The following is a 25703-nucleotide window of genomic DNA, read 5'->3' as shown; positions in this document are numbered from 1 at the left end:
GGGAGGGGGCTTGCCCCCGATAGCGAATTGCCAGTTTGCAGATATGTCGACTGGCACACCGCTATCGGGGGCAAGCCCCCTCCCACATTGGCCCCGCGTCGATATACTAGGCCCCGGTTTGCCCGCCTCGGGCTGCTTAGGGATATCAACCATGCAATGGATTTTCATGCTGATTGGCCTGGTGCTCGGCTGGACACTCGATGAGTCGTTCAGTGACGCGGGTATCGGTGCGCTGCTGGGCTTGGGCATTGGCCAGGCCATTCGCCTGGCGAAGCTGTCGGCGCAAGCGGACCAGCAGGCGCGTCAGTTGGAAACCACCCAGAAGGCGCTGATTGCGCTGGGTGAGCGCCTGCGGCAACTGGAGGTGCCCGCGCCGACGAACAGCGTGATTGTCGAACCCTCCGTGCCTGAACCTCCTCCTGTCGTTGCAAAGCCCGAACTTGTCTGGGAGCTGCCCGCCGAACTGGCGCCTGTCGCCGTGGTTGCCGAGGCGAGCCAGCCGCTGCCGGATGACGTCTGGGCCCCAGCGCCGACGCCAGAACCTAAAGAGCCTGCTATTGCCCGCGGCCCCAACCTGATCGAGCGCGCCATCAGTGGCGCACGCAATTGGCTGTTTGGCGGTAACACCGTGCTGCGCGTCGGCGTGGTGTTGTTGTTCCTGGGCCTGGCCTTTTTGCTGCGCTATGCCACCGAAGGCGTGGTGGTGCCGATCGAGTTGCGTTACTCCGGGGTTGCCGCTGCCGCCATCGGCCTGTTGGGCCTGGGGTGGTGGTTGCGGCTGCGTAACAGCAATTACGGCCTGATGCTGCAAGGCACCGGCATCGCCGTGTTGTACCTGACGGTGTTCGCCGCGATGCGTTTGCACCCGTTGATCGACCCGGGCGCCGCGCTGGGCCTGCTGGTGGCGGTCACGGTGTTCTCGGCAATCCTGGCGATCACCCAGGATGCCCTCGGCCTGGCTTGCGCGGCGGCGTTAGGTGGCTTTGCCGCGCCGATTCTCACGTCAACCGGCGCCGGCAATCACGTGGCGTTGTTCAGCTACTTCGCATTGCTCAACGCCGGCATCTTGGCCATCGCCTGGTTCAAGGCCTGGCGCTTGCTCAACCTAATCGGGTTCGTGGGTACTTTCGGCATTGGTTTCGCCTGGGGCATGCGTTCCTACACACCGGAACTGCTGTGGAGCACCGAGCCGTTCCTGATCCTGTTTTTCCTGATGTATTTGGCCATCGGCCTGTTGTTCGCCCGGCGTAAACTGCTTGAGATGAGCGACGCACCCGAAGACGACAGCCGGGGTGCGCTGCTGCGCTGGTCGGCGGCCAAGGGTGATTACGTCGATGGCAGCATGCTGTTCGGCCCCCCGTTGGTGGGCTTTGGTTTGCAGTTCGCGCTGGTGCAGCACCTGGAATTTGCCGCCGCATTCAGTGCGCTGGGCCTTGGCATCCTCTACATGGGGCTGGCGCAATGGCTGCGTGGCGGGCGCGCCTTGCTGCTGGCGGAAACCTGCCTGGCGTTGGGCGTGATCTTTGCCAGTTTGGCGATTCCGCTGGGCCTCGACGCACGCTGGACGGCTGCGGCGTGGGCGGTGGAGGGCGCGGGGATTTTCTGGCTCGGCTTGCGTCAGCAGCGGCCACTGGCGCGCGCGTTCGGCCTGTTGCTGCAATTGGGCTCGGCGCTGGCGTTCCTCAGCGAACTGCGCGTAGGCGAACTGACCTTGCTTGACGGTGCGCCATTGGGCGCGCTGTTGCTGGGTGCGGCGCTGTTGTTCAGCTTTAATCAGTTGCGCAAGGCGTCGACCGAGCAGGCGGCGGATTGGGAGCGCAAAGGCCTGCCCGTGCTGGCGAGCCTGGGCCTGAGCTTTTTGTACCTGCTTGCACCGTTGCTGCTGCTGACCCAAGGCACTGCCATCAGTTGGGCAATCGCGGGTCTTGTGACGTTGTTTGTCGGCCTGCGCATCGGCTCGCGCACCTTCCTGTTCACCGCGTTTGGCGTGCAATTGCTCGGTGGCGCGTTGTTCCTGTTGCGCTTGCAGGGCGGTAACGGGGCGGCGGTATTCAGTGCGGGCTGGAGCGGTTTGTTGACCGCCTCGCTGATCGGCCTGGCGTTGGTCGGCGGCATGCTGCTGGCCGCGCGCGACGACAAGGTGCGCAGCGACGTAGGCCTGCTGCGCGGTCTGTCGGTGGTGCTGCTAGCCGGTCTGGTCCTGATCAACCTCGCGGTGCTGTTCGTGCTGCCGTGGGAAAGCGCCAGCGGCGTCTGGGCAGCCAGCGGTTTGCTGATCATCTGGTTGAGCCTGTACCTGCAACAACGCGTGAGTTTTGTGTTTGGGTTGCTGCTGCAACTGATCGGCGGCGCTTCGTTCCTGTTGGCGGTGCCACAGCTGCTCGGGCCGTTGAGCAGCGAAGGCTTGCACCCCTTGGCGCACAGCGGTTTCTGGACGCCAATGGTGTTGGGCCTGGCTGCCTTGGTCGGCGCCTGGCGCTTGCAGCGTGAGCCGCATGCGCCGGTGTTTGCCGTGTTGAAACTGCAACGCCTGTCTGACCTGCTGCTGGTGTGGGGCGCGGCCTGGTGGACGCTGGCGCTGATCGGTGAAGTGTTGCGGTTTATCCCGCAGGCGTTGCAAGGGCCATTTTTGCTCGGCATCGCGGCGGTGAGCGTGGCGATCTGGGCGCTGCTGGCCGAACGTTTGCGCTGGGCGTCGTTGGGCATGTTATGCGCCTTGCTGATGCCGGCGGCGGGCGTGGTGTTGCTGGCCTCAGCCGATGACTACTACCACCCGGCAGCGCAGTACGGCTGGCTGGCCTGGTTGGCAGTGTTTGTGGTGCATTTCATTTCGCTACGGCGTTTGGCGGCGGTGGTGCCGAGCAACGTGCTGAGCATCGCTCACGTACTCGGCTGCTGGATGCTGATCGGCGTGCTGGCGCTGGAGCTGCGTTACGGCCTGTTGCTGCTGTCGAGCGAATACAACGCCTGGCGCTGGCTGGGTTGGGCGATCCTGCCAAGTCTGTACCTCGTGTTGGCGGCTGCGCCGCGCCGCTGGCCATGGCCGGTGTCGGCGTATCCGAGTGAATACCGTGTGCTCGCCGCGTTGCCGCTGGCGGTGTTGATGCTCGGCTGGTTCTGGTTGGCCAATATCTTCAGCGACGGTACGGCCAAACCGCTGCCGTATGTGCCGCTGCTCAGCCCCCTGGACCTGGGCCTGCTGTTCGCGTTGCTGGGTATTTACCTGTGGTCGCGCAGCGTAGCGCCGCAGCGCGGTCCACGTGCCGAGCTGATCGCCCAAGGTGTCGCGGGTGTTTCGCTGTTTGCCTTTTTCACGGCCCTGGTGATGCGCGCTGCCCACCATTGGGCAGGCGTGCCGTTCCATCCGGAGGCGTTGCTGGAGTCGATGCTGGTTCAGGCCGGCCTGTCGATTGTCTGGACCCTGATCGCCCTCGGGCTGATGATCGGCGGCCATCTGCGCCATCGTCGCGAAGTGTGGTTGATCGGTGCGGCGCTGATTGCGGTGGTGGTCGCCAAGCTGTTCTTCGTCGAGCTGAGCAACCGTGGCGGGCTGGCGCGGATCGTGTCGTTTATCGGCGTGGGTGGGTTGCTGCTGGTGGTGGGTTACTTTGCGCCGCTGCCGCCCAAGCGTGCCGAACCTGTGTTGGAAACTGAAGGAGCATCCTCTTGATCGGTAAGTTGAGCGTGATCGCGGTGGGCGTGTGTATGACGTCGTCGGTGTGGGCGCAGGAAACGCCTGCCGACTTCACCACGCAAGTGCCGCTGGCGGTGAGTGGCAACGGCCCTTGGTATCGCCTGGAGCTGCCGCTGTCTGTGCAACTGAGCGCGCGTCAGGCGGATCTCGGCGATGTGCGCGTGTTCAATGCCGCCGGTGAGCCGCAGGCCTACGCGCTGTCACGCCAATCTGCGCAACGCACCGAAAGCCGCACTGTGACCGACGTGAAGTGGTTTCCGCTGTACGCCGCCGACACGCGCGAAAGCGTGCCGGATGTGGTGATGAAATCCACCGCCGAAGGCACGCTGCTCGAAGTGCGCCCGTCCAAGGCGGGCAAGCAAGTGCTGCGCGGCTGGGTGCTGGACGCCAGTGCGATCAAGGCGCCGTTGCAGCAACTGAGCCTGGACTGGAGCCACGAACAGGACGGCTTCCAGCGTTTCAGCATTGAGGCCAGCGACGACTTGCAGCACTGGGAGTCGTGGGGCGATGGCCAGGTGGCACGTCTGTCGTTTGCCGACGAGCGTGTCGAGCAACACGAGGTGAGTTTGCCGGGGCAACCGGCGCGTTACCTGCGCTTGGTGTGGCAGGGCCAGGTCGCGCCGACGCTGACCTCGGCCAAGCTGGTGAGCGCCACCAGCAGCAGCCTGCCGATGCCATTGGTGTGGTCGCAGCCATTGTCGGGTGCGTGGCTCAAGGCGGGGGAGTACAGCTGGCAGTTGCCGACGGGGCTGCATGTCGAGCGTCTGCGCATCGAGCTCAAGCAGCCGAACACGCTGGCGCCCGTCACCTTGGCGGGGCGCCGTGACGCCAATCAAGCCTGGCAGCCGCTGAGCAATGGCGTGTTGTACCGCTTGACCCAGAATGGCCAGGACGTGGTGCAGGATGAGTTGCAACTGCCGGGAGTGGCTGTCGGCGAGCTTAAATTGCAGGTGGATGAGCGCGGCGGCGGCCTGGGCGTTGAGGCGCCAGCCCTGCGTTTTGCCGTGCGCGCCACGCAGTTGGTGTTCCTGGCGCGGGGTGAGCCGCCGTTTACCCTGGCGTTGGGCAATGGCGCGGTCAAGGCGGCAAACCTGCCCTTGTCGACCTTGATTCCCGACTACAGCGCCGAGCGCCTCAAGACGCTGGGCCAGGCCAGGGTCAGCGGTGACGCAGTGGTTAAAAGCGCCAGCGTTGCCGCATCGCCCGAAGTGGGCACCGACTGGAAGAAACTCGGCCTGTGGGCCGTGCTCCTGTTGGGTGTGGCGGCGCTGGGGGCGATGGCCTACAGTTTGTTGCGTGCGCCTGCGGCCAAACCGTGAACTCTATTGGCGTTAAATCCTCTGATTAGAGGAAATAACCCTCGACTCGCGTTAAACTGCGCGGGTTTTTAAGCCCCCCATTCTCCGGAGCCTTACATGTCCCGCGTTACCCTGAGTCGCTATTTGATCGAGCAGACCCGCAGCAACAACACGCCTGCCGATCTGCGCTTCCTTATCGAAGTGGTGGCGCGTGCTTGCAAGGAAATCAGCCACGCCGTGTCCAAAGGCGCACTGGGTGGTGTTCTGGGCAGCATGGGCACTGAAAACGTCCAAGGCGAAGTGCAGAAGAAGCTCGACGTGATCTCCAACGAGATCCTGCTCGAAGCCAACGAATGGGGTGGTCACCTGGCCGGCATGGCGTCCGAAGAAATGGACAATGCCTACCAGATCCCGGGCAAATACCCGAAAGGCGCCTACCTGCTGGTGTTCGACCCACTGGACGGTTCGTCCAACATCGACATCAACGCGCCGGTCGGCACCATCTTCTCGGTACTGCGTTGCCCGAACGAATACCTGAGCCAGAACGAAGCCCTGAACGAAAAGGCCTTCCTGCAGCCAGGCACTGAGCAAGTGGCTGCCGGCTACGCGATCTACGGCCCACAGACCATGCTGGTGCTGACCCTGGGCGACGGCGTCAAAGGCTTCACCCTGGACCGTGAAATGGGCAGCTTCGTGCTGACCCACGAAGACATCACTATTCCTGCCTCTACCCAGGAATTTGCGATCAACATGTCCAACCAGCGCCACTGGGAAGAGCCGGTGACTCGCTACGTCGGCGAGTTGATGGCAGGTGAAGAAGGCCCGCTGAAGAAGAACTTCAACATGCGCTGGGTCGCCGCGATGGTAGCTGACGTGCACCGTATCCTGACCCGTGGTGGCTTGTTCATGTACCCGCGTGACAGCCGCGAGCCGTCCAAGCCTGGCAAGCTGCGTTTGATGTACGAAGCCAACCCGATGTCCTTCCTGGTTGAGCAAGCGGGCGGCGCGTCCACCGACGGCCACCAGCGCATCCTCGACATCCAGCCCGAAGGCCTGCACCAGCGCGTGGCGGTATTCCTGGGTTCCAAAGAAGAAGTTGAGCGTGTGACCGGTTACCACAAGAAGTAAGACGCGGCGATAACTTATCCGCGATGTTGTGAGGCTGTTCACTGTTGAAAAAGCCCCGAAACGTTTCAGCGTTTTCGGGGCTTTTTTGTTTTTGCTCATCGGGAACCAGACACCTCTTTTCCCTTCTAAGCTTCTGGCAGATACCCAAGCTGCTTCGTCCCTCCAGGAGTTTTTCCATGTCGTTACGCCGTCTCGCCCTGCTGGCTTTTTGCGTGCTATTGGCCGCTTGCAGCAAGGTCAACCAAGAAAATTACGCGAAGTTGTCGGCTGGCATGGCCAAGGCTGAGGTGGAGTCGCTGCTGGGCAAACCGACCGATTGTTCTGGCGCACTGGGCATGTCCAGTTGCACCTGGGGCGATAAAAACAGCTTTATCAGCGTTCAATATGCCGGTGACAAAGTTTTGATGTTTTCCGGGCAAGGCCTGAAGTAAACCGGGGCGCGAGCCTGCGGGAGAAGAAGAATGATGCGTTTTGTTTTTTGCCTTTGTGCCAGCCTGTTTTTGGCAGGCTGCGCCAGCCATTCTGGCGATGATCTGCAACCCAAGACAGCAAGCAACGTCAACCTCAAGCGTTACCAGGGCACCTGGTATGAGTTGGCCCGATTGCCCATGTACTTCCAGCGCAACTGCGCGCAGTCCGAAGCCCGCTACACGCTGCTGCCCGATGGCGACATGTCGGTGTTCAACCGCTGCCTGACGCCTGAATGGAAGTGGGAAGAAGCCAAGGGCACGGCCACGCCGCAAGTGCCGGGCAAGACCGACAAGCTTTGGGTGGAATTCAATAACTGGTTCACGGCGCTGCTGCCGGGCGTCGCCAAGGGCGATTACTGGGTGCTGTATGTCAGCGATGACTACAAGACCGCCATCGTCGGCAGCCCAAGCCGGCGTTACATGTGGATATTGTCACGTACGCCGACGGTGAATGCCGACACCCGCGAAGACCTGCTGAGCAGGGCGCGCCAGCAAGGGTATGACACCACGCGATTGATCTGGCGTACGTCGGACAAGCAGATGGCCAAAACCTCGCAGTAATCTGAGGTCACCCTCAATCTAATGTGGGAGTTGGCTGGCCTGCGATAGCATCACCCCGGTGTAACTGATACACCGAGGTGTCTGCATCGCAGGCAAGCCAGCTCCCACATTTGTTATGGGTTGTTGGTTAGCCGAGCAAGTCCCTCAAGACCTGCGTGAATGCCCGGCTGCTTTTCTCTTCACCGGCATGGCGCCCATCGCGCACCACCCACTTGCCGTTGACCAGCACATCACGCACTTGCCGATCACCGCCGGCGAACAGCCAGCGATTGAGAATCCCGTCCTCGGTCGCCGTTGCCAGGTACGGATCGTTGCCGTCCAGCACTATCCAATCCGCGCGTTTACCCACTTCCAACCGACCAATCGGCTGGCCCAGCGCCTGGGCGCCGCCGTCCAGCGCGGCATCAAACAGCGTGCGGCCGACCATCGGCTGATCACTGCGGTACACGCGGTTGCGCCGTTGATCGCGCAGGCGCTGGCCGTATTCCAGCCACCGTAATTCTTCCACCACACTCAACGACACATGGCTGTCGGAACCGATGCCCATGCGCCCGCCTTGAGCGAGGAAATCGACTGCGGGGAAAATCCCGTCGCCCAGGTTGGCTTCGGTGGTCAGGCACAGACCGGCAATCGCGCGGCTCTTGGCCATGCGCGCCACTTCGTCGGCATCAGCATGCGTGGCGTGCACCAGGCACCAGCGTTCATCCACCTCGACATTGTCATACAGCCATTGCAACGGGCGCTTGCCGCTCCAGGCCAGGCAGTCGTCGACCTCTTTTTGCTGCTCGGCGATGTGGATATGCACCGGGCACGCCTTGTCGCTGGCAGCCAGGACGTCATTGATTTGTTGCGGCGTGACGGCGCGCAGAGAGTGGAAGCACAGGCCCAACTGCTGCGCCGGTTGCGCGGCGAGAATTGGCTTCAAGCACGCTTGCAGGTCCAGGTAGTTCTCGGTGCTGTTGATAAACCGCCGCTGGCCTTCATTCGGCGCCTGGCCGCCAAACCCGGAATGGCTGTAGAGCACCGGCACCAGCGTCAGGCCAATCCCACTGCTGGCGGCCGCCTGGCTGATCTGCCGCGACAGCTCCGTGCGGTCGGCATACGGCTGGCCGCTGACGTCGTGATGCACGTAGTGAAATTCGGCCACCGAGGTGTAACCGGCCTTGAGCATCTCGATGTACAGCTGGCGCGCGATGATCTGGAGTTGGTCCGGGTTGATCTTGCCGACCATGCGGTACATCAGATCGCGCCAGGTCCAGAAGCTGTCATTCGGGTTGCCGGCCACTTCCGCCAGGCCCGCCATGGCGCGCTGGAATGCATGCGAATGCAGGTTCGGCATGCCCGCCAACACCGGGCCTCTGAGCCGTTCGGCGCCGTCTGCACTGGCGTTGGGCTCAACGTGGGTCAGCACGCCATCGGCGCTGACTTCAAAGCGTACATCGTTGGCCCATCCATTAGGCAGCAGCGCGCGTTCGGCAAAGAAAGCGGACATGATCAAGGCACTCCGGTCGTGTGTTTATTTGTATATACATATACAGACGTTTGCCTGCTCGGTAAACTCCGGCAATCTATGCATCTTTTCCCCCTGCAAGGATTCCCTGTGCCGACTCCGCCTGCCAAGTCTTCGCTGGCTGCCCACATGGACGAAAGTCCGGCGCCCTTGTATGCCCGCGTCAAACAGATGATCAGCCAGCAGATCCTCAACGGCAACTGGCCGCCGCATTACCGCGTGCCGTCCGAGAGCGAGCTGGTCAGCCAGCTGGGCTTCAGCCGCATGACCATCAACCGAGCCCTGCGCGAACTCACCGCCGAAGGGTTGCTGGTGCGCATGCAAGGCGTCGGCACGTTCGTCGCCGAACCCAAGAGCCAGTCGGCGCTGTTTGAAGTGCACAACATTGCCGATGAGATCGCCTCCCGCGGTCATCGGCATACCTGCCAGGTCATCCATTTGTGCGAAGAGGCCGCAGGCTCCGAGCGCGCCGTCGCCCTGGAAATGCGCGAAGGCGGGCGGGTATTCCACTCGCTGATCGTGCACTTTGAAAACGACATTCCGGTGCAAATCGAAGACCGTTTCGTCAACGCCCTGGTGGCGCCGGATTACTTGCAGCAGGATTTCACCCAGCAAACGCCATATGCCTACCTCAACCAGGTTGCACCGCTGACCGAAGGCGAGCACGTGGTTGAAGCGATCCTCGCCGATGCCGAGGAGTGCAAGCTGCTGCAGATCGAGCCGAGCGAGCCGTGCCTGTTGATTCGTCGGCGTACCTGGTCCGGTCGCCAGCCGGTGACCGCCGCGCGTTTGATCCACCCCGGTTCCCGCCATAGCCTGGAAGGACGTTTCAGTAAATGAGTGCAGTGAAAGTCTGGCGCGCCACCGATTACATCCGCATGCCGTGGAAAAACGGCGGCGGCAGCACCGAAGAAATTACCCGTGACGCCGGCACCGGCCTGGATGGCTTCGGCTGGCGCCTGTCGATTGCCGATATCGCCGAGTCGGGTGGGTTTTCCACCTTCGCCGGCTACCAGCGCGTGATCACCGTGATCAAGGGCGCAGGCATGGTCCTGACCGTGGATGGCGAAGAGCAGCGTGGTTTGTTGCCGCTGCAGCCCTTTGCGTTCAGCGGTGAAAGCGAGGTTTCGTGCCGCTTGATCACCGGGCCGATCCGCGATTTCAACCTGATTTATTCGCCGCAGCGTTATCAGGCGCGCTTTCAGTGGATTGATGGCGTGCAGCGGTTTTTCACGACGGCGCAGACGGTACTGGTGTTCAGCGTGGCGGATGAAGTGAAGGTGCTGGACCAGAAGCTGGGGCATCACGATTGTCTGCAGGTGGACGGTAACACTGGCCTGTTGGACCTCTCAGTCAGTGGCCGCTGCTGCGTCATCGAACTGACCGCACGCGGTTAAAAAATGTGGGAGGGGGCTTGCCCCCGATTAAGGTGTATCAGTACCCGATGGGCTGGCTGATACACCGCAATCGGGGGCAAGCCCCCTCCCACATTTGCTTCTGTGGCGCTCACAGAATCTGTTTCCAGTCCCGCACCAATTTGTTACCGAACGCCCCAGCGTGGCGCAAAGCCGCGCCATCGTGACAAATTTCCCTCGCTTAAAAACGCCTCTGTAAGAAATTTCACCAAACCTCCAAGCCTTAATTTTCAAGGCTTACACACGCCTTCCAAAAAATTCTCAACAGCTCACCCGCAAAGTTGGCCGCTTGATTGCATATGCTTGTATGTACAAGTAAAGATGTGTGCGTAAGACTCTCCTTCGCACCATCAATGTTCGCGCATCGATCGCCGAGGAGTCTGTTGTGACCAAGCCTACAAAGTACCGTGACGTCGAAATCCGTGCCGCTCGCGGTAACAAGCTCACCGCCAAAAGCTGGCTGACTGAAGCGCCGCTGCGCATGCTGATGAACAACCTCGACCCGCAAGTGGCCGAGAACCCGAAAGAATTGGTGGTGTACGGCGGTATCGGCCGTGCAGCGCGCAACTGGGAGTGCTACGACCAGATCGTCGAAAGCCTCACCAACCTGAATGACGACGAGACCCTGCTGGTGCAATCCGGCAAGCCGGTCGGCGTGTTCAAGACCCACAGCAACGCCCCGCGCGTGCTGATCGCCAACTCCAACCTGGTGCCGCACTGGGCCAGTTGGGAACACTTTAACGAGCTGGATGCCAAGGGCCTGGCCATGTACGGCCAGATGACCGCCGGCAGCTGGATCTACATCGGCAGCCAGGGCATCGTCCAAGGCACTTACGAGACCTTCGTCGAAGCCGGTCGCCAGCATTACAACAGCGACCTGACCGGCCGCTGGGTCCTCACCGCCGGCCTCGGCGGCATGGGCGGCGCGCAGCCGTTGGCGGCAACCCTGGCCGGCGCCTGCTCGCTGAACATCGAGTGCCAGCAGGTCAGCATCGACTTCCGCCTGAGCAGCCGCTATGTCGACGAGCAAGCCACCGACCTCGACGACGCCCTGGCCCGCATCGCCAAATACACCAAGGAAGGCAAGGCCATCTCCATCGCCCTGCTGGGTAACGCGGCGGAAATTCTGCCGGAACTGGTCAAGCGCGGCGTGCGCCCGGACATGGTCACCGACCAGACCAGCGCCCACGACCCACTCAATGGCTACCTGCCGGCCGGCTGGACCTGGGACGAATACCGCGCCCGCGCCAAGACCGAACCAGCTGCTGTAATCAAGGCCGCCAAGCAGTCGATGGCCGTGCACGTCAAAGCCATGCTGGAATTCCAGAAGCAATGCATCCCGACCTTCGACTACGGCAACAACATCCGCCAGATGGCTCAGGAAGAAGGCGTGGAAGATGCCTTCGCTTTCCCAGGCTTCGTACCGGCCTACATCCGCCCACTGTTCTGCCGTGGCATCGGCCCGTTCCGTTGGGCTGCACTGTCCGGCGACCCGCAAGACATCTACAAGACCGACGCCAAAGTCAAAGAGCTGATCCCCGACGACGCCCACCTGCACAACTGGCTGGACATGGCCCGCGAGCGCATCAGCTTCCAGGGCCTGCCGGCACGTATCTGCTGGGTTGGCCTGGGCCAGCGCGCCAAGCTGGGCCTGGCGTTCAACGAAATGGTGCGCAGCGGCGAGCTGTCCGCGCCGGTAGTAATCGGCCGTGACCACCTCGACTCCGGCTCGGTTGCCAGCCCGAACCGCGAAACCGAAGCCATGCAGGACGGTTCCGACGCCGTGTCCGACTGGCCACTGCTCAATGCCTTGCTCAACACCGCCAGCGGCGCAACCTGGGTGTCGCTGCACCACGGCGGCGGCGTGGGCATGGGCTTCTCGCAGCATTCGGGCATGGTGATCGTCTGCGACGGCACCGACGAAGCGGCGGAGCGCATTGCCCGCGTGCTGCACAACGACCCGGCCACTGGGGTGATGCGTCACGCCGATGCCGGTTACCAGATCGCCATCGACTGCGCCAAGGAACAGGGCCTCAATCTGCCGATGATCAAGTAACGAACGGCCAGGTTCCTGTGGGAGTGGGTTTGTGTGGGAGCAGGCTTGCCTGCGATGCGGGCGACTCGGTCTCTCGGCAGAACCGAGGGGATGCCATCGCAGGCAAGCCAGTTCCCACATTTGCCCTGCTGTTTACACAAAACCTGTTTCACCCGCACCACCGAAAAACAATCCATCAGAGGTTGAACACACATGGCTGCAAATGATGCACGTGCAAGCACCACCCCGTTGATCGAAAGGCGTTCGATCGACTACATCCCGGAAGCGGAAAGACACGGTCGTCTATTGAGTCAGTTCACCCTGTGGCTGGGTGCCAACCTGCAAATCACTGCGATTGTTACCGGGGCCTTGGCCGTGGTGTTGGGCGGTGATGTGTTCTGGTCGTTGATCGGTCTGTTGATCGGCCAACTGCTGGGCGGCGGCGTGATGGCGCTGCATGCGGCACAAGGCCCGCAACTGGGCTTGCCGCAGATGATTTCCAGCCGCGTGCAGTTTGGCGTGTATGGCGCGGTGATCCCGCTGGTGCTGGTGTGCCTGATGTACATCGGTTTTTCGGCCAGCGGCTCGCTGCTGGCGGGGCAGGCGGTGGCGCAGCTGCTGCACGTCGAAGACTGGGTCGGCATCGTGCTGTTCGCCGGGCTGATCATGGTGTTCACCGTCTTCGGTTACCGCGTGATCCACGGTATTGGTCGCGTCGCCAGCGTGCTTGGCGTGGTTGCCTTCATCTACCTGTTCTACAAATTGCTCGCCGGTAACGATGTTGGTGCGCTGCTGGGCGACAAGCATTTTTCGCTGAGCAGTTTCCTGCTGGCGATTTCGTTGTCGGCGTCCTGGCAGATCGCGTTCGGCCCGTATGTGGCGGACTACTCCCGCTACTTGCCGCGCAGCACGCAGGCGTCGAAAACCTTCTGGGCGGTTGGCCTGGGTTCGGTGATCGGGGCGCAGGCGTCGATGGTGTTCGGTGTGTTCGCGGCGGCCCTGGCCGGTGCGCAATTCGCCCACCACGAAGTGTCGTTTATCGTCGGCCTGGGCGGCACCGGCATTGTCGCGGCGCTGCTGTATTTCAGCATCGCCTTCGGCAAGGTCACGGTGACCACCCTCAATGCCTACGGCAGCTTTATGTCCATCGCGACGATCATCAGCGGCTTTCGTGGCAGCCGGCATATTTCCAGTGCGGTGCGCCTGCTGTACATCTTCCTGATGGTGTCGATTGCCGCCGCGCTGGCGTTGCTGGGCAAGGACTCGTTCCTCAAGGATTTCTCCGCGTTCATCCTGTTTCTGCTGGCGTTTTTCACGCCGTGGAGCGCGATCAACCTGGTGGACTTCTACTGCATCACCAAAGAGCGCTACGACATTCCGGCGCTGTCCAACCCCAATGGTCGCTACGGCCGCTGGAACTGGATGGGCATCAGCATCTACGTGCTGGGCGTGCTGATTCAGATGCCGTTCATCTCCACGCATTTCTACACCGGCCCACTGGTTGCCAGCCTCGGCGACACCGATATCTCCTGGATCATCGGCCTGGTGGTGCCCGCTGCGCTGTATTACTGGGCCGCGAAAAAGTGGCACAGCGCAATTCCTGAGCACCTGATCCTGCCGGTAGAGCAGGGCGCTATACCAACGACAAACGGGCTGGCCGCACAAGCCTGATGGGACGTGGACAGGGCAGGATGCCTACTGACTGCCGTAATCCATTTCAAGATTGGGAGCGTCACAACAATGAAAATGAATAAGACCCTGCTGGCCACGCTGCTCTCTGCAGGCTTGCTCGCCTCGGCTGGCGCACAGGCGGCCGGTTGGTGCGAATCCGGTAAGCCGGTGAAGTTCGCAGGCCTGAACTGGGAAAGCGGCATGTTGCTCACCGACATCCTGCAAACCGTGCTGGAAAAAGGCTACGACTGCAAAACCGACAGCCTGCCGGGTAACTCCATCACCATGGAAAACGCCCTGAGCAGCAACGACATCCAGGTGTTTGCCGAAGAGTGGGTCGGCCGCAGCGAAGTCTGGAACAAGGCCGAGAAGGCCGGCAAAGTCATCGGCGTTGGCGCGCCCGTTGTCGGTGCCGTCGAAGGTTGGTACGTGCCACGTTACGTGATTGAAGGCGACGCCAAGCGCAAGTTGGAACCCAAGGCGCCGGACCTGAAAAACATCGCTGACCTGGCCAAATACGCCTCGGTCTTCAAGGACCAGGAAGAACCTTCCAAAGGCCGCTTCTACAACTGCCCGGCCGGCTGGACCTGTGAGCTGGACAACAGCGAAATGCTCAAAAGCTACGGCCTGGAAAGCACCTACACCAACTTCCGCCCAGGCACCGGCCCGGCGCTGGATGCGGCGGTGCTGTCGAGCTACAAGCGTGGCGAGCCGATCCTGTTCTACTACTGGTCGCCGACGCCGCTGATGGGCCAGGTCGACCTGGTCAAGCTCGAAGAAAAGCCTGGTGTGGATAAAAGCGTGAGCATCAAGGTCGGCTTGTCCAATACCTTCCACGAGCAAGCGCCAGAGCTGGTGGCTGTGCTGGAGAAGGTCAACCTGCCGATCGATTTGCTCAACCAGAACCTGGGCCGCATGGCCAAAGAGCGAATTGAGTCGCCAAAACTGGCGAAAATTTTCCTCAAGGAACATCCTGAAGTCTGGCACGCATGGGTGAGCGACGACGCAGCCAAGAAAATCGACGCGGCCTTGTAGGTCAAGCGTGTCCGACTACCCTGAGGGGCTCGTCGGACACCCGGCCACAACCCACTGGATCGAGAGCACGCTATGTTTCCTGAGAGTTTTACGTTTTCCATCGCCGACTGGGTCAACGGTTGGGTGGACTCACTGGTCACCAACTACGGCGATGTGTTCCGGCACATCTCCGACACCCTGCTGTGGGCCATCGTCAACCTGGAAGGGTTGCTGCGCGCGGCGCCCTGGTGGCTGATGCTGGTCATCGTCGGCGGTATCGCCTGGCATGCCACCCGCAAGGTAGTGACCACGGCGGTGATCGTCGGCCTGCTGTTCCTGGTGGGCGCGGTTGGCCTGTGGGACAAGCTGATGCAGACGCTGGCGCTGATGATGGTCGCCACGGTGATCTCGGTGCTGATCGGCATTCCGCTGGGCATCTTGTCGGCGCGCAGTAATCGCCTGCGCTCGGTGCTGATGCCGTTGCTGGACATCATGCAAACCATGCCGAGCTTCGTGTACCTGATCCCGGTGCTGATGCTGTTCGGCCTGGGCAAGGTGCCGGCGATTTTCGCCACGGTGATCTACGCCGCGCCACCGCTGATTCGCCTGACCGACCTGGGCATTCGCCAAGTCGACGGCGAAGTCATGGAAGCCATCAACGCCTTCGGTGCCAACCGCTGGCAGCAACTGTTCGGCGTGCAACTGCCGCTGGCGCTGCCAAGCATCATGGCCGGTATCAACCAGACCACCATGATGGCGTTGTCGATGGTGGTCATCGCCTCGATGATCGGCGCGCGTGGCTTGGGTGAAGACGTGCTCGTCGGCATCCAGACCCTCAACGTCGGCCGTGGCCTCGAAGCCGGGCTGGCGATTGTGATTCTCGCAGTGGTCATCGACCGCATTACCCAGGCCTATGGTCGTCCACGGCATGAGGCGAGCAAATGACTACTGTCAGCAAAATTGAAGTTAAAAACGTCTTCAAGATTTTCGGCAACCGTTCCAAGGACGCCCTGGCCATGGTGGGCCAAGGCAAGACCAAGGATCAGGTACTGGCCGAGACCGGTTGCGTGGTCGGCGTCAACGACTTGTCCCTGAGCATCGGCACCGGCGAGATCTTCGTGATCATGGGCCTGTCGGGCTCCGGCAAATCCACGCTGGTGCGTCACTTCAACCGCCTGATCGACCCAACCAGCGGCGCGATCCTGGTGGACGGCGAAGACATCCTGCAACTGGACATGGAAGCCCTGCGCCAATTCCGTCGGCACAAGATCAGCATGGTGTTTCAGAGCTTCGGCCTGCTGCCCCACAAGAGCGTGCTCGACAACGTCGCCTACGGCCTGAAAGTGCGTGGCGAAACCAAGCAGGTGTGCGCCGAACGCGCGCTGCACTGGATCGAAACCGTGGGCCTCAAAGGCTACGAAAACAAATACCCGCACCAGCTGTCCGGCGGCATGCGCCAGCGTGTGGGCCTGGCCCGCGCCTTGGCAGCCGACACCGACATCATCCTGATGGACGAAGCCTTCAGCGCCCTCGACCCGCTGATCCGCGCCGAGATGCAGGACCAGTTGCTCGAGCTGCAAAAGACCCTGCACAAAACCATCGTGTTCATCACCCACGACCTCGACGAAGCCGTGCGTATCGGCAACCGCATCGCGATCCTCAAGGACGGCAAGCTGATCCAGGTCGGCACGCCGCGCGAGATTCTGCATTCGCCGGCGGATGAGTATGTGGACCGGTTTGTTCAGCGGCGGGCGGCGGTGGTTTGAGCCCGATTGTGTGGTGAGGCTGCGGGCCCTATCGGGGGCAAGCCCCCTCCCATAGGTTGAACTGTGAACACCTTCAAAGGTGGAAGGGGGCTTGCCCCCGAAGAGGCCGGTAAGGCTGCACAAGAATTGAAGAAGGTATGAAGATGTCCCAGGCAGCAAAAATCATCATCGCCGACGCCCCCCTGCGTTGGCAGGACGTGGTCGCCGTCGCCCGCTTTGGTGCGCAGCTCGAACTCTCGGGCCACGCCTGGGCGCGCATCGACAATGCCCAGGCCATCGTGCAGCGCATCGTCACCAGCGGCGAGCGCGCCTATGGCGTGAACACCGGCCTGGGCGCGCTGTGCAATGTGTCGCTCAAGGGCGAGCAACTCAGCCAGCTGTCGCGCAATACCTTGCTGAGCCACGCCTGCGGCGTCGGCCCGGTACTGAGTGACGAGCAAACCCGCGCGATTATTTGCGCGGCAATTATCAACTACAGCCACGGCAAATCCGGCCTGCACCCACAGGTGGTGCATTCGCTGCTGGCGCTGCTCAACCACGGCATCACGCCGCAAGTGCCGTCCCAGGGTTCGGTGGGTTACTTGACTCACATGGCCCACGTCGGCGTGGCGTTGCTCGGTGTCGGCACGGTGAGCTATCGCGGTCAGATCGTGACAGCGCAAGAAGCATTACACGCAGAAGGTTTGCAGCCGGTGATACTCGGCGCCAAAGACGGCCTGTGCCTGGTCAACGGCACGCCGTGCATGACCGGCCTGAGCTGCCTGGCCCTGGCCGACGCACATCATTTGCTGCAATGGGCCGACGTGATCGGCGCCATGAGTTTCGAGGCCCAGCGCGGCCAGATCGACGCTTTTGACGAAGCCATCATCGCCCTCAAGCCGCACCCGGGCATGCAGCAAGTCGGCATCAACCTGCGCGCCTTGCTCGATGGCAGTGAAGTGATCGCCAGCAGCCAAGGCATTCGCACCCAGGACGCTTTGAGCATCCGCTCGATCCCGCACATTCACGGCGCAGCGCGCGACCAGGTCGAACACGCCACCCGCCAGATCGAGACCGAACTCAACAGTGCCACCGATAACCCGCTGGTGCTCGGCACGCCAGACACCTACCGTGTGGTGTCCCAGGCCAACCCGCACGGGCAGTCCGTGGCCTTGGCGGCCGACATGCTCGCCATCGCCATGGCCGAAATCGGCTCGGTGGCCGAGCGCCGTCTGGACCGCCTGATCAACCCGCACGTCAGCGGCTTGCCGGCGTTCCTGGTCAGCAACCCCGGGGTCAACTCCGGGATGATGATCGTGCAATACGTCGCCGCCTCACTGTGCGGGCAGAACCGCCAACTGGCGCAACCGGCGGTGCTCGACAACTTCGTCACTTCCGGCCTGCAGGAAGACCACCTGAGCATGGGCACCAACGCCGCGCTCAAGCTGCACCAGTTGCTGGCCAACGTCACCCAGATTCTCGCCATCGAATACCTGCTGGCGGCCCAGGCCTTCGAGTTTCTCAAGGACCAGCGTTTCGGCGCGGGCACCGACAGTGCCTGGCGCCTGCTACGTGAAAAAGTCCCACCATACGAGCAAGACCGCTGGCTGGCGCCAGACATCGCCAGCGCCGCCGCGTTGCTCAAGGACACCGCTTTGCTGCACCACGTATTACCCCACTTGCACTGATTACTTATTCAAAAATATTCAGAAGAACAATTCAAAGGAGCATGAATGTGACTGCGCTAAATCTGATTCCAGGCCAACTGAGCCTTGCCCAACTGCGGGCCATCTACCAGCAGCCGGTAACCCTCAGTCTGGATGACAGCGCCACGGCGCAGATCGAGGCCAGTGTTGCCTGCGTGGAGCAGATTCTCGCCGAGAATCGCACCGCCTATGGCATCAACACCGGTTTCGGCTTGCTGGCCTCGACCCGCATCGCCAGCGAAGACCTGGAAAACCTCCAGCGTTCGCTGGTGCTGTCCCACGCCGCCGGCGTTGGTGAGCCGATCAGCGACGCGCTGGTGCGGTTGGTCATGGTGCTCAAGGTCAACAGCCTGAGCCGTGGTTTCTCCGGGATTCGCCGCCAGGTAATCGACGCGCTGATCGCACTGATCAACGCCGAGGTGTACCCGCACATCCCACTCAAAGGTTCGGTCGGTGCTTCGGGCGACCTGGCGCCGTTGGCGCACATGTCGCTGGTGCTGCTGGGCGAAGGCAAGGCGCGCTACAAAGGCGAATGGCTGGAAGCCACCGAGGCACTGAAAGTCGCAGGCCTGACGCCGCTGACCCTTGCCGCCAAAGAAGGCCTGGCCCTGCTCAACGGCACCCAGGTGTCCACCGCCTATGCGCTGCGCGGCCTGTTCGAGGGCGAAGACTTGTTCGCCGCTGCACTGGCGTGCGGCGGGCTGACCGTGGAAGCCGTGCTCGGCTCGCGCTCGCCGTTCGACGCGCGTATTCACGCCGCACGTGGCCAACGTGGGCAGATCGATTCGGCTGCGGCCTATCGCGACCTGCTCGGCGAAAGCAGCCAGGTCTCCCAGTCGCACCAGAACTGCGACAAGGTGCAAGACCCGTACTCCCTGCGCTGCCAGCCACAAGTCATGGGCGCCTGCCTGACCCAGTTCCGCCAAGCCGCCGACGTGCTGGTGGTAGAAGCCAACGCCGTGTCGGATAACCCGCTGGTGTTTGCTGCCGAAGGTGACGTGATTTCCGGTGGCAACTTCCACGCCGAACCGGTGGCCATGGCGGCTGACAACATGGCGTTGGCCATCGCCGAAATCGGCTCCCTGAGCGAGCGCCGTATCTCGTTGATGATGGACAAACACATGTCGCAATTGCCGCCGTTCCTGGTGGGCAATGGCGGGGTCAACTCCGGCTTCATGATCGCCCAGGTGACTGCTGCTGCACTCGCCAGCGAGAACAAGGCGCTGTCCCATCCGCACAGCGTGGACAGCCTGCCGACTTCGGCGAACCAGGAAGACCACGTGTCCATGGCCCCGGCTGCGGGCAAGCGCCTGTGGGAAATGGCTGAGAACACCCGTGGCATCCTGGCGGTGGAATGGCTGGCCGCGTGCCAGGGCCTGGACCTGCGCGACGGTTTGAAAACCTCGCCGAAGCTGGAAAAAGCCCGTGGCATCCTGCGCGCCAAGGTCGGCTTCTACGACAAGGACCGCTTCTTCGCCCCGGACATCAATGCCGCCAGCGAACTGCTCGCCAGCCGCTGCCTGAATGAGCTGGTGCCGGCCAAGTTGCTGCCGAGCCTCTAAGCTCGCCCTTGTCCAACTGTGGGAGCTGGCTCGCCTGCGATAGCTATCTGTCAGTTGAAACATGTGTGACTGACATACCACCATCGCAGCAAGCCAGCTCCCACAGGTTGAGCATTCGCCGATTTGAATTTTCTCGGGATAACAATAACTAGGGAAGAGAAATGCACCAGCAAGAAAAGGGTTTGAAACGCGGGCTGAACGCCCGACATATTCGCTTCATGGCACTCGGTTCCGCGATCGGCACCGGGCTGTTCTATGGCTCTGCCTCCGCCATTCAGATGGCCGGCCCCGCCGTGCTGCTCGCCTACCTGATCGGCGGCGCCGCCGTATTCATGGTGATGCGCGCCCTCGGCGAGATGGCTGTGCACAATCCGGTTTCCGGCTCCTTCGGCCAGTACGCCAGCACCTACCTGGGCCCGATGGCCGGGTTTATCCTCGGCTGGACCTATGCGTTTGAAATGATCATCGTCTGTCTCGCCGACGTCACCGCGTTTGGCATCTACATGGGCTTCTGGTTTCCCGAGGTCGCGCGCTGGGTGTGGGTGCTCGGCATTGTGTTTTTGATCGGCGGCCTGAACCTGTGCAACGTCAAAGTGTTTGGCGAGATGGAGTTCTGGCTGTCGCTGCTCAAGGTCGGCGCCATTGTGGCGATGATCCTCGGCGGTTTCGGCATCATGCTGTTCGGCATTCATTCGGCCGGCGATACCCAGGCCAGCGGCATCAGCAACCTGTGGGCCCATGGCGGCTTCATGCCCAACGGCGTTGGCGGCCTGATTGCCTCGTTCGCGGTGGTGATGTTTGCGTTCGGCGGCATCGAAATCATCGGCATCACCGCCGGTGAAGCCAAAGACCCGCAACGCGTGATCCCCAAGGCGATCAACGCAGTACCGTTGCGCATCCTGTTGTTCTACGTGCTGACGCTGTTCGTGTTGATGGCGATCTACCCGTGGCCGCAGATCGGCAGCCAGGGCAGCCCGTTCGTGCAGATCTTCAGCAACCTGGGCATCGGCTCGGCGGCGACCATCCTTAACATCGTGGTGATCTCGGCGGCCGTCTCGGCCATCAACAGCGACATCTTTGGCGCCGGCCGCATGATGTACGGCCTGGCCCAGCAAGGGCAGGCGCCCAAGGGCTTTGCGCAGCTGTCCAAACAGGGCGTGCCATGGATGACCGTGGTGGTGATGGGCGCGGCGTTGCTCGGCGGCGTGGTGCTCAATTACCTGATCCCGGAGAACGTGTTCCTGGTGATCGCCTCGATTGCCACCTTCGCAACTGTGTGGGTGTGGCTGATGATTCTGTTCACTCAGGTCGCGATGCGCCGCTCGATGACCAGGGAGCAGGTCGCCGCGCTGAAATTCCCGGTGCCGTTCTGGCCCTATGCGCCCGCAGCGGCCATCGTGTTCATGCTGTTCGTGTTTGGCGTGCTGGGTTACTTCCCGGACACCCAGGCCGCTTTGCTGGTCGGCGCCGTGTGGATTGTGCTGCTCGTCGTCGCTTACCTGCTGTGGGTCAAACCCGCTGCCGGGCAAGCGGCCACGGTTCATTACGACCCGGCTTTGTCTCATCGTTAACTTAGGGAGGCGTTGATGAAAACGCTTTGGCAACACTGCCACGTCGCAACCATGGCAGACGGCAAATACTCGATCATCGAGGATGCCGCCATGGTCACTGCCAATTCGCTCATCGAGTGGATTGGCCCCCGCAGCCAGGCGCCGACGGCGGATTACGCCCAGGTGCATGACCTGCAAGGCGCGTGGGTCACCCCCGGGCTGATCGACTGCCACACCCACACGGTGTTCGGCGGCAATCGCAGCGGCGAATTCGAGCAGCGCCTTGAAGGCGTGAGCTACGCCGACATCGCGGCCAAGGGAGGCGGTATTGCCAGCACCGTGCGCGCCACCCGCGCGGCCACTGAAGATGAGCTGTTTGCCAGCGCGCACAAGCGCCTGCGCAGTTTGCTGCGTGACGGCGTGACCACGGTGGAGATCAAGTCTGGCTACGGCCTGGACCTGGCCAGCGAGCGCAAACTGCTGCGGGTCATCCGTCGCCTCGGCGAAGCTCTGCCGGTCAGCGTGCGCGCCACGTGCCTGGCAGCGCACGCATTGCCGCCGGAGTACAAGGACCGCGCCGACGATTACATCGACCACATCTGCCACGAGATGCTGCCGGCCCTGGCAGCCGAAGGGCTGGTGGACGCGGTGGACGCCTTCTGCGAATACCTGGCGTTTTCCCCGGAACAGGTCGAGCGTGTGTTCAAGGTCGCCCAGCAACTTGGCCTGCCGGTGAAGCTGCACGCCGAGCAACTCTCTTCGTTGCATGGCTCAAGCCTGGCCGCGCGTTACCACGCGCTGTCGGCGGACCATCTGGAATTCATGACCGAGGACGACGCCATCGCCATGGCCGCGTCGGGCACTGTCGCCGTGTTGCTGCCGGGCGCGTTCTACTTTCTGCGTGAAACCCAGCTGCCGCCGATGGATGCGCTGCGCAAGCACGGCGTGAAGATTGCCATCGCCAGCGACCTCAACCCCGGCACCTCGCCGGCGCTGTCGGTGCGCCTGATGCTGAACATGGCCTGCACGCTGTTCCGCATGACCCCGGAAGAAGCCCTGGCCGGCGCCACGCAACACGCGGCTACCGCGCTGGGCATGGGCGACACCCACGGCTCGCTGGAAGTGGGCAAGGTCGCCGACTTTGTCGCCTGGCAGATTGACCGCCCCGCCGACCTGGCCTACTGGCTGGGCGGCGAACTGGATAAACGCGTGGTGCGCCACGGCGTCGATGTCACTGTTTAAGGAGCACTGCTGTGGATAAGGTTCTGAACTTCAAACAAGGCCGAGTGCCGCTGCTGATCAGCATGCCCCACGCGGGCCTGCGCCTGACGCCTGCGGTGCAAGCCGGGCTGATCCCCGAGGCACACAGCCTGCCGGACACCGACTGGCATATTCCCACGCTGTATGACTTTGCCGAAGATCTGGGCGCCAGCACCTTGTCGGCAGAGTACTCGCGGTTTGTGATCGACCTGAACCGGCCATCGGACGACAAGCCGCTGTATGTCGGCGCCACTACGGGGCTGTACCCGGCGACATTGTTCGACGGCGTGCCGTTATTTCGCGAAGGCCTGGAGCCTTCCGCCGAGGAGCGCGCCACTTACCTGCAGAAGATTTGGGGGCCGTACCACCGCGCCCTGCAAGAGGAACTGGCGCGGCTCAAGGCCGAGTTCGGCTACGCGCTGCTGTTTGATGCGCACTCGATCCGCTCGGTGATCCCGCACCTGTTTGAAGGTAAGCTGCCGGACTTCAACCTCGGCACCTTCAACGGCGCGGCGTGTGACCCGGAACTGGCCAGCCAGTTGGAAGGCATCTGCGCTCAGCATTCGCAGTACACCCATGTGCTTAACGGGCGCTTCAAGGGTGGGCACATCACTCGCCATTACGGCGACCCGGCGCAGGATATTCACGCGGTGCAGTTGGAGTTGTGCCAGAGCGCTTATATGGAGGAGTTTGAGCCGTTTCGTTATCGGCCGGATTTGGCCGAGCCGACACGGGTGGTGTTGAAGCAGTTGCTGGAAGGGTTGTTGGCCTGGGGGCAGAAGCACTACCGGTAATTTTTGGTACTGCTGAAATAGCTTTCGCGAGCAAGCCCGCTCCCACATTTGGCCGAGCTCCAGCAGGAGAACGCGGTCCCAATGTGGGAGCGGGCTTGCTCGCGAAGAGGCCCTCACAGTCGCCCCAGTGCAACTGCCGGTCGCCACAGGTCGTGTTGACAGAGGTCCCGCTGGGTAAGGTTGTGGGTAGGGCGCGCCAGACGCCACTCCCCACAATAAAGCTGCCGAGTGAGACCTCATCCATGAAAAGACTGTTGTTGATCCTCACCGGCGCCGCTTTGATCAGCGCCAACGCCATGGCCGCAGAACCTGCATCCTGCAAAGCCATACGCATGGGCGTGGTCAGCTGGACCGACGTGGTCGCCACCTCCGGCATGGCTGACGTGCTGCTCAATGGCCTGGGCTACGACAGCAAACAGACCAGCGCCGTGCAACAGATCATCTTTGCCGGCATCCGCGACAAGCGCCTGGATATCTTCCTCGGCTACTGGAAACCGGCGATGGACAACAACATCGCGCCATTCCTGGCCGCCAAGCAGGTCAAGGTCTTCGACACGCCCAGCCTGTCTGACGCCCAGGCCACTCTGGCGGTGCCGCAATACGTGGCCGATGCCGGGCTGAAAACCTTTGCCGACATTGCGCGTTTCAAGGACAAGCTCGGGGCCAAAATCTACGGCATCGAGCCCGGCAGTGGTGCGAATACCGATATCCAGAAAATGATCGACACCAACCACTTTGGCCTGGGCGGCTTCAAGCTGGTTGCCTCCGGTGAAGCGGGCATGCTCGCGGCCGTACAGCGTGCGGTGAACCGCAAGGAGTTTGTCGTGTTTGTCGGTTGGACCCCGCACCCGATGAACATCAACATGAAAATGGCTTACCTCACCGGCAGCGAAGATGTGTTTGGCGCTGACGAAGGTCGGGCCACGGTGTCCACCGTGACCGCGCCGGATTTCGCCGAGCGTTGCCCCAACGCCAACCGGCTGCTGACAAACCTGACCTTCACCGCCGCGCAGGAAAGCCAGTTGATGGTGCCGATCATGGGGCGCCAATCGCCGCAGGACGTCGCCAAGCAATGGTTGCGCGAGCACCCCGAGGATTTGCAGCGCTGGCTGGCTGGGGTGACAGCGTTTGATGGCGGCGATGGCGTCGCGGCCGTCCAGTCCAGCCTCAAACCCTAAGCCAGGCACGGTAGCTCAAACACACAGGGCAAATGTGGGAGCGGGCTTGCCCGCGATGGCGGCGTATCAGGTCATTCACAAGTGGCTGACACACCGCTATCGCAGGCAAGCCAGCTCCCACACTTGATCTACAGCGATTAGGGATATTTGCGCATGTATCCGATTTCTCCGCAGCTTGCGGCCTTCGTCACTAAAACCGAATCCTTCAGCAGCGACGACTCGTCGCTCGCAGGTTTACGCCGTAACTACGACCGCATGTGCCAGGCATTCACCCCGCCGAAGCCAGCAGGGCTGCAAGTCGCTGACTTTGCCCTCGGTGCAGTCGGCGTGCGCAGCTATCTCCCTTCGGCGCCCGCGCCAACCGAAGGCTGGCCATGCCTGCTTTATATGCACGGCGGCGGCTGGGTGGTCGGCGGGCTGGATTCCCATGACTTCATCTGCTTCGAGCTGGCCAGCACGCTTGAAGTACTGGTGATCGCCATCGACTACCGCCTGGCGCCGGAACACCCGTTCCCGGCGGCATACCAGGATTGCCGCGCAGTGTGGCAGGCCATCCAGGCCGGGCAGGGGCCGCACGCCATCAACCTGCAGCGCCTGGTGGTGATGGGCGACAGCGCGGGCGGCAATCTGGCTGCGGCGTTGTGCCTGGGTTTGCGCGATGACGGCCAGCCGCTGCCCCGCGCCCAAGTGCTGATTTACCCAGGTTTGGGCGGCGCGGCGGACCTGCCGTCGCGCCGTGACTGCATGGATGCGCCCTTGCTCAGTACCGCCGACACCGACTGCTACCTGGCGCTCTACCTGCCGGGCGCGGACACGCCATCGGCCTATGCCATGCCACTGCTGGCCAAGGACTTCAGCGGTTTACCCAAGGCGCTGATCGCCGTGGCGCAGTTCGACCCGCTGCGCGATGACGGCATGCTGTATGCCGAACGCCTGCGGGCGGCAACTGTGGAGGCGGTGTTGTATCCCGGCAAAGGCCTGGTCCACGGCTGCTTGCGCGCGCGCGGCCAAGTGGCGCAGGTGGATCAGCTCTACGACTATCTATTGGGCTACGTGCGGCGCTGCCTGGGGAGCGAAGGGCTGACACAGGTCTAAGTGCTCAAGGACATGCT

The 25703-nt window shown here is 62.3% G+C and carries 20 protein-coding genes; 19 read left to right on the top strand and 1 reads right to left on the bottom strand.

Annotated features, from left to right (window positions below; all coding sequences use genetic code 11):
• Window positions 1-151: 151 nt before the first annotated feature.
• From ACP7B3_RS17030 to ACP7B3_RS17010, 5 genes are all read left to right on the top strand, one after another.
• Window positions 152-3670 (top strand): DUF2339 domain-containing protein, encoded by a 3519-nt coding sequence (locus tag ACP7B3_RS17030; protein WP_426179783.1) that lies wholly within the window; start codon window positions 152-154, stop codon window positions 3668-3670.
• On the top strand, window positions 3670-5013 hold the full coding sequence (locus ACP7B3_RS17025) for a DUF3999 domain-containing protein (protein WP_426179946.1): 1344 nt from the start codon (window positions 3670-3672) through the stop codon (window positions 5011-5013). The genes ACP7B3_RS17030 and ACP7B3_RS17025 overlap by 1 nt, the downstream gene beginning before the upstream one ends.
• Before the next feature lie 96 nt (window positions 5014-5109).
• Entirely contained in the window at window positions 5110-6120 is a 1011-nt protein-coding gene (locus ACP7B3_RS17020) for a class 1 fructose-bisphosphatase (protein ID WP_053253909.1), read from the top strand.
• Window positions 6121-6296: 176 nt separating this feature from the next.
• Window positions 6297-6551, top strand: a complete 255-nt coding sequence (locus ACP7B3_RS17015) for a hypothetical protein (RefSeq protein WP_017849914.1) — start codon at window positions 6297-6299, stop codon at window positions 6549-6551.
• A gap of 30 nt (window positions 6552-6581) precedes the next feature.
• Window positions 6582-7151 carry a lipocalin family protein gene (locus ACP7B3_RS17010; RefSeq protein ID WP_145159912.1) on the top strand — a complete coding sequence of 190 codons (570 nt, stop codon included), beginning with the start codon at window positions 6582-6584 and terminating at the stop codon, window positions 7149-7151.
• A 127-nt stretch (window positions 7152-7278) separates the two neighbouring features.
• On the opposite strand, the gene ACP7B3_RS17005 is transcribed toward ACP7B3_RS17010, so the two are convergent.
• Window positions 7279-8643 carry a formimidoylglutamate deiminase gene (locus ACP7B3_RS17005; protein ID WP_426179780.1) on the bottom strand — a complete coding sequence of 455 codons (1365 nt, stop codon included), beginning with the start codon at window positions 8641-8643 and terminating at the stop codon, window positions 7279-7281.
• Window positions 8644-8790: 147 nt separating this feature from the next.
• On the opposite strand from ACP7B3_RS17005, the gene hutC reads away from it, so the two are divergent.
• The 14 genes from hutC to ACP7B3_RS16935 all read left to right on the top strand — a co-directional run bounded on the left by hutC (window position 8791) and on the right by ACP7B3_RS16935 (window position 25686).
• Complete coding sequence (gene hutC / locus ACP7B3_RS17000; RefSeq protein ID WP_232000148.1) at window positions 8791-9501, top strand: histidine utilization repressor; 711 nt, start codon at window positions 8791-8793, stop codon at window positions 9499-9501.
• Window positions 9498-10058, top strand: a complete 561-nt coding sequence (locus tag ACP7B3_RS16995; protein WP_106577489.1) for a HutD/Ves family protein — start codon at window positions 9498-9500, stop codon at window positions 10056-10058. Before hutC ends, ACP7B3_RS16995 begins: the two co-directional genes overlap by 4 nt.
• A 403-nt stretch (window positions 10059-10461) precedes the next feature.
• Window positions 10462-12132, top strand: coding sequence for a urocanate hydratase (hutU, locus tag ACP7B3_RS16990; protein WP_426179778.1), 1671 nt, complete (start codon window positions 10462-10464; stop codon window positions 12130-12132).
• Window positions 12133-12324: 192 nt separating this feature from the next.
• Complete coding sequence (locus ACP7B3_RS16985; protein WP_426179776.1) at window positions 12325-13782, top strand: purine-cytosine permease family protein; 1458 nt, start codon at window positions 12325-12327, stop codon at window positions 13780-13782.
• Window positions 13783-13851: 69 nt separating this feature from the next.
• Entirely contained in the window at window positions 13852-14817 is a 966-nt protein-coding gene (locus tag ACP7B3_RS16980; RefSeq protein ID WP_426179774.1) for an ABC transporter substrate-binding protein, read from the top strand.
• A 72-nt stretch (window positions 14818-14889) separates the two neighbouring features.
• On the top strand, window positions 14890-15741 hold the full coding sequence (locus tag ACP7B3_RS16975) for an ABC transporter permease (RefSeq protein ID WP_145159921.1): 852 nt from the start codon (window positions 14890-14892) through the stop codon (window positions 15739-15741).
• Window positions 15738-16562: a quaternary amine ABC transporter ATP-binding protein gene (locus tag ACP7B3_RS16970; RefSeq protein ID WP_106577492.1), complete on the top strand. Its 825-nt coding sequence runs from the start codon at window positions 15738-15740 to the stop codon at window positions 16560-16562. Before ACP7B3_RS16975 ends, ACP7B3_RS16970 begins: the two co-directional genes overlap by 4 nt.
• A 143-nt stretch (window positions 16563-16705) precedes the next feature.
• A complete protein-coding gene (locus ACP7B3_RS16965; protein WP_426179772.1) occupies window positions 16706-18229 on the top strand; it encodes an HAL/PAL/TAL family ammonia-lyase in 1524 nt (507 codons plus the stop codon).
• A gap of 41 nt (window positions 18230-18270) precedes the next feature.
• Complete coding sequence (gene hutH / locus ACP7B3_RS16960) at window positions 18271-19809, top strand: histidine ammonia-lyase (protein WP_369301656.1); 1539 nt, start codon at window positions 18271-18273, stop codon at window positions 19807-19809.
• A 161-nt stretch (window positions 19810-19970) separates the two neighbouring features.
• A complete protein-coding gene (locus tag ACP7B3_RS16955; RefSeq protein WP_426179769.1) occupies window positions 19971-21380 on the top strand; it encodes an amino acid permease in 1410 nt (469 codons plus the stop codon).
• A 15-nt stretch (window positions 21381-21395) separates the two neighbouring features.
• Window positions 21396-22601, top strand: a complete 1206-nt coding sequence (hutI, locus tag ACP7B3_RS16950; protein ID WP_145159929.1) for an imidazolonepropionase — start codon at window positions 21396-21398, stop codon at window positions 22599-22601.
• Between the two features lie 11 nt (window positions 22602-22612).
• The gene (hutG, locus tag ACP7B3_RS16945; RefSeq protein ID WP_426179767.1) at window positions 22613-23413 is read left to right on the top strand and encodes an N-formylglutamate deformylase; all 801 of its coding nucleotides are present in this window, start codon (window positions 22613-22615) and stop codon (window positions 23411-23413) included.
• A gap of 242 nt (window positions 23414-23655) precedes the next feature.
• Window positions 23656-24591: a choline ABC transporter substrate-binding protein gene (choX, locus tag ACP7B3_RS16940; protein WP_426179765.1), complete on the top strand. Its 936-nt coding sequence runs from the start codon at window positions 23656-23658 to the stop codon at window positions 24589-24591.
• A 153-nt stretch (window positions 24592-24744) separates the two neighbouring features.
• Window positions 24745-25686 (top strand): alpha/beta hydrolase, encoded by a 942-nt coding sequence (locus ACP7B3_RS16935; RefSeq protein WP_426179763.1) that lies wholly within the window; start codon window positions 24745-24747, stop codon window positions 25684-25686.
• Window positions 25687-25703 lie beyond the last annotated feature (17 nt).

The organism is Pseudomonas sp. TWRC1-2 (assembly GCF_049896685.1).
Taxonomy (GTDB): Bacteria; Pseudomonadota; Gammaproteobacteria; order Pseudomonadales; family Pseudomonadaceae; genus Aquipseudomonas.
Note: the sequence above shows the minus strand (reverse complement) of the source record. Positions and strands in the feature narration are given on the sequence as shown.

Excerpts from the sequence above, each read along its gene's own strand:
- ACP7B3_RS16970 (WP_106577492.1), top strand. The coding sequence starts at position 15,738 with ATGACTACTGTCAGCAAAATTGAAGTTAAAAACGTCTTCAAGATTTTC.
- ACP7B3_RS16975 (WP_145159921.1), top strand. The coding sequence starts at position 14,890 with ATGTTTCCTGAGAGTTTTACGTTTTCCATCGCCGACTGGGTCAACGGT.
- choX (WP_426179765.1), top strand. The coding sequence starts at position 23,656 with ATGAAAAGACTGTTGTTGATCCTCACCGGCGCCGCTTTGATCAGCGCC.
- hutH (WP_369301656.1), top strand. The coding sequence starts at position 18,271 with ATGAATGTGACTGCGCTAAATCTGATTCCAGGCCAACTGAGCCTTGCC.
- ACP7B3_RS16935 (WP_426179763.1), top strand. The coding sequence starts at position 24,745 with ATGTATCCGATTTCTCCGCAGCTTGCGGCCTTCGTCACTAAAACCGAA.
- ACP7B3_RS17015 (WP_017849914.1), top strand. The coding sequence starts at position 6,297 with ATGTCGTTACGCCGTCTCGCCCTGCTGGCTTTTTGCGTGCTATTGGCC.
- ACP7B3_RS16995 (WP_106577489.1), top strand. The coding sequence starts at position 9,498 with ATGAGTGCAGTGAAAGTCTGGCGCGCCACCGATTACATCCGCATGCCG.
- ACP7B3_RS17030 (WP_426179783.1), top strand. The coding sequence starts at position 152 with ATGCAATGGATTTTCATGCTGATTGGCCTGGTGCTCGGCTGGACACTC.
- ACP7B3_RS17010 (WP_145159912.1), top strand. The coding sequence starts at position 6,582 with ATGATGCGTTTTGTTTTTTGCCTTTGTGCCAGCCTGTTTTTGGCAGGC.
- ACP7B3_RS16965 (WP_426179772.1), top strand. The coding sequence starts at position 16,706 with ATGTCCCAGGCAGCAAAAATCATCATCGCCGACGCCCCCCTGCGTTGG.
- ACP7B3_RS16985 (WP_426179776.1), top strand. The coding sequence starts at position 12,325 with ATGGCTGCAAATGATGCACGTGCAAGCACCACCCCGTTGATCGAAAGG.
- hutI (WP_145159929.1), top strand. The coding sequence starts at position 21,396 with ATGAAAACGCTTTGGCAACACTGCCACGTCGCAACCATGGCAGACGGC.
- ACP7B3_RS17020 (WP_053253909.1), top strand. The coding sequence starts at position 5,110 with ATGTCCCGCGTTACCCTGAGTCGCTATTTGATCGAGCAGACCCGCAGC.
- ACP7B3_RS16955 (WP_426179769.1), top strand. The coding sequence starts at position 19,971 with ATGCACCAGCAAGAAAAGGGTTTGAAACGCGGGCTGAACGCCCGACAT.
- ACP7B3_RS17005 (WP_426179780.1), bottom strand. The coding sequence starts at position 8,643 with ATGTCCGCTTTCTTTGCCGAACGCGCGCTGCTGCCTAATGGATGGGCC.
- hutC (WP_232000148.1), top strand. The coding sequence starts at position 8,791 with ATGGACGAAAGTCCGGCGCCCTTGTATGCCCGCGTCAAACAGATGATC.
- ACP7B3_RS16980 (WP_426179774.1), top strand. The coding sequence starts at position 13,852 with ATGAAAATGAATAAGACCCTGCTGGCCACGCTGCTCTCTGCAGGCTTG.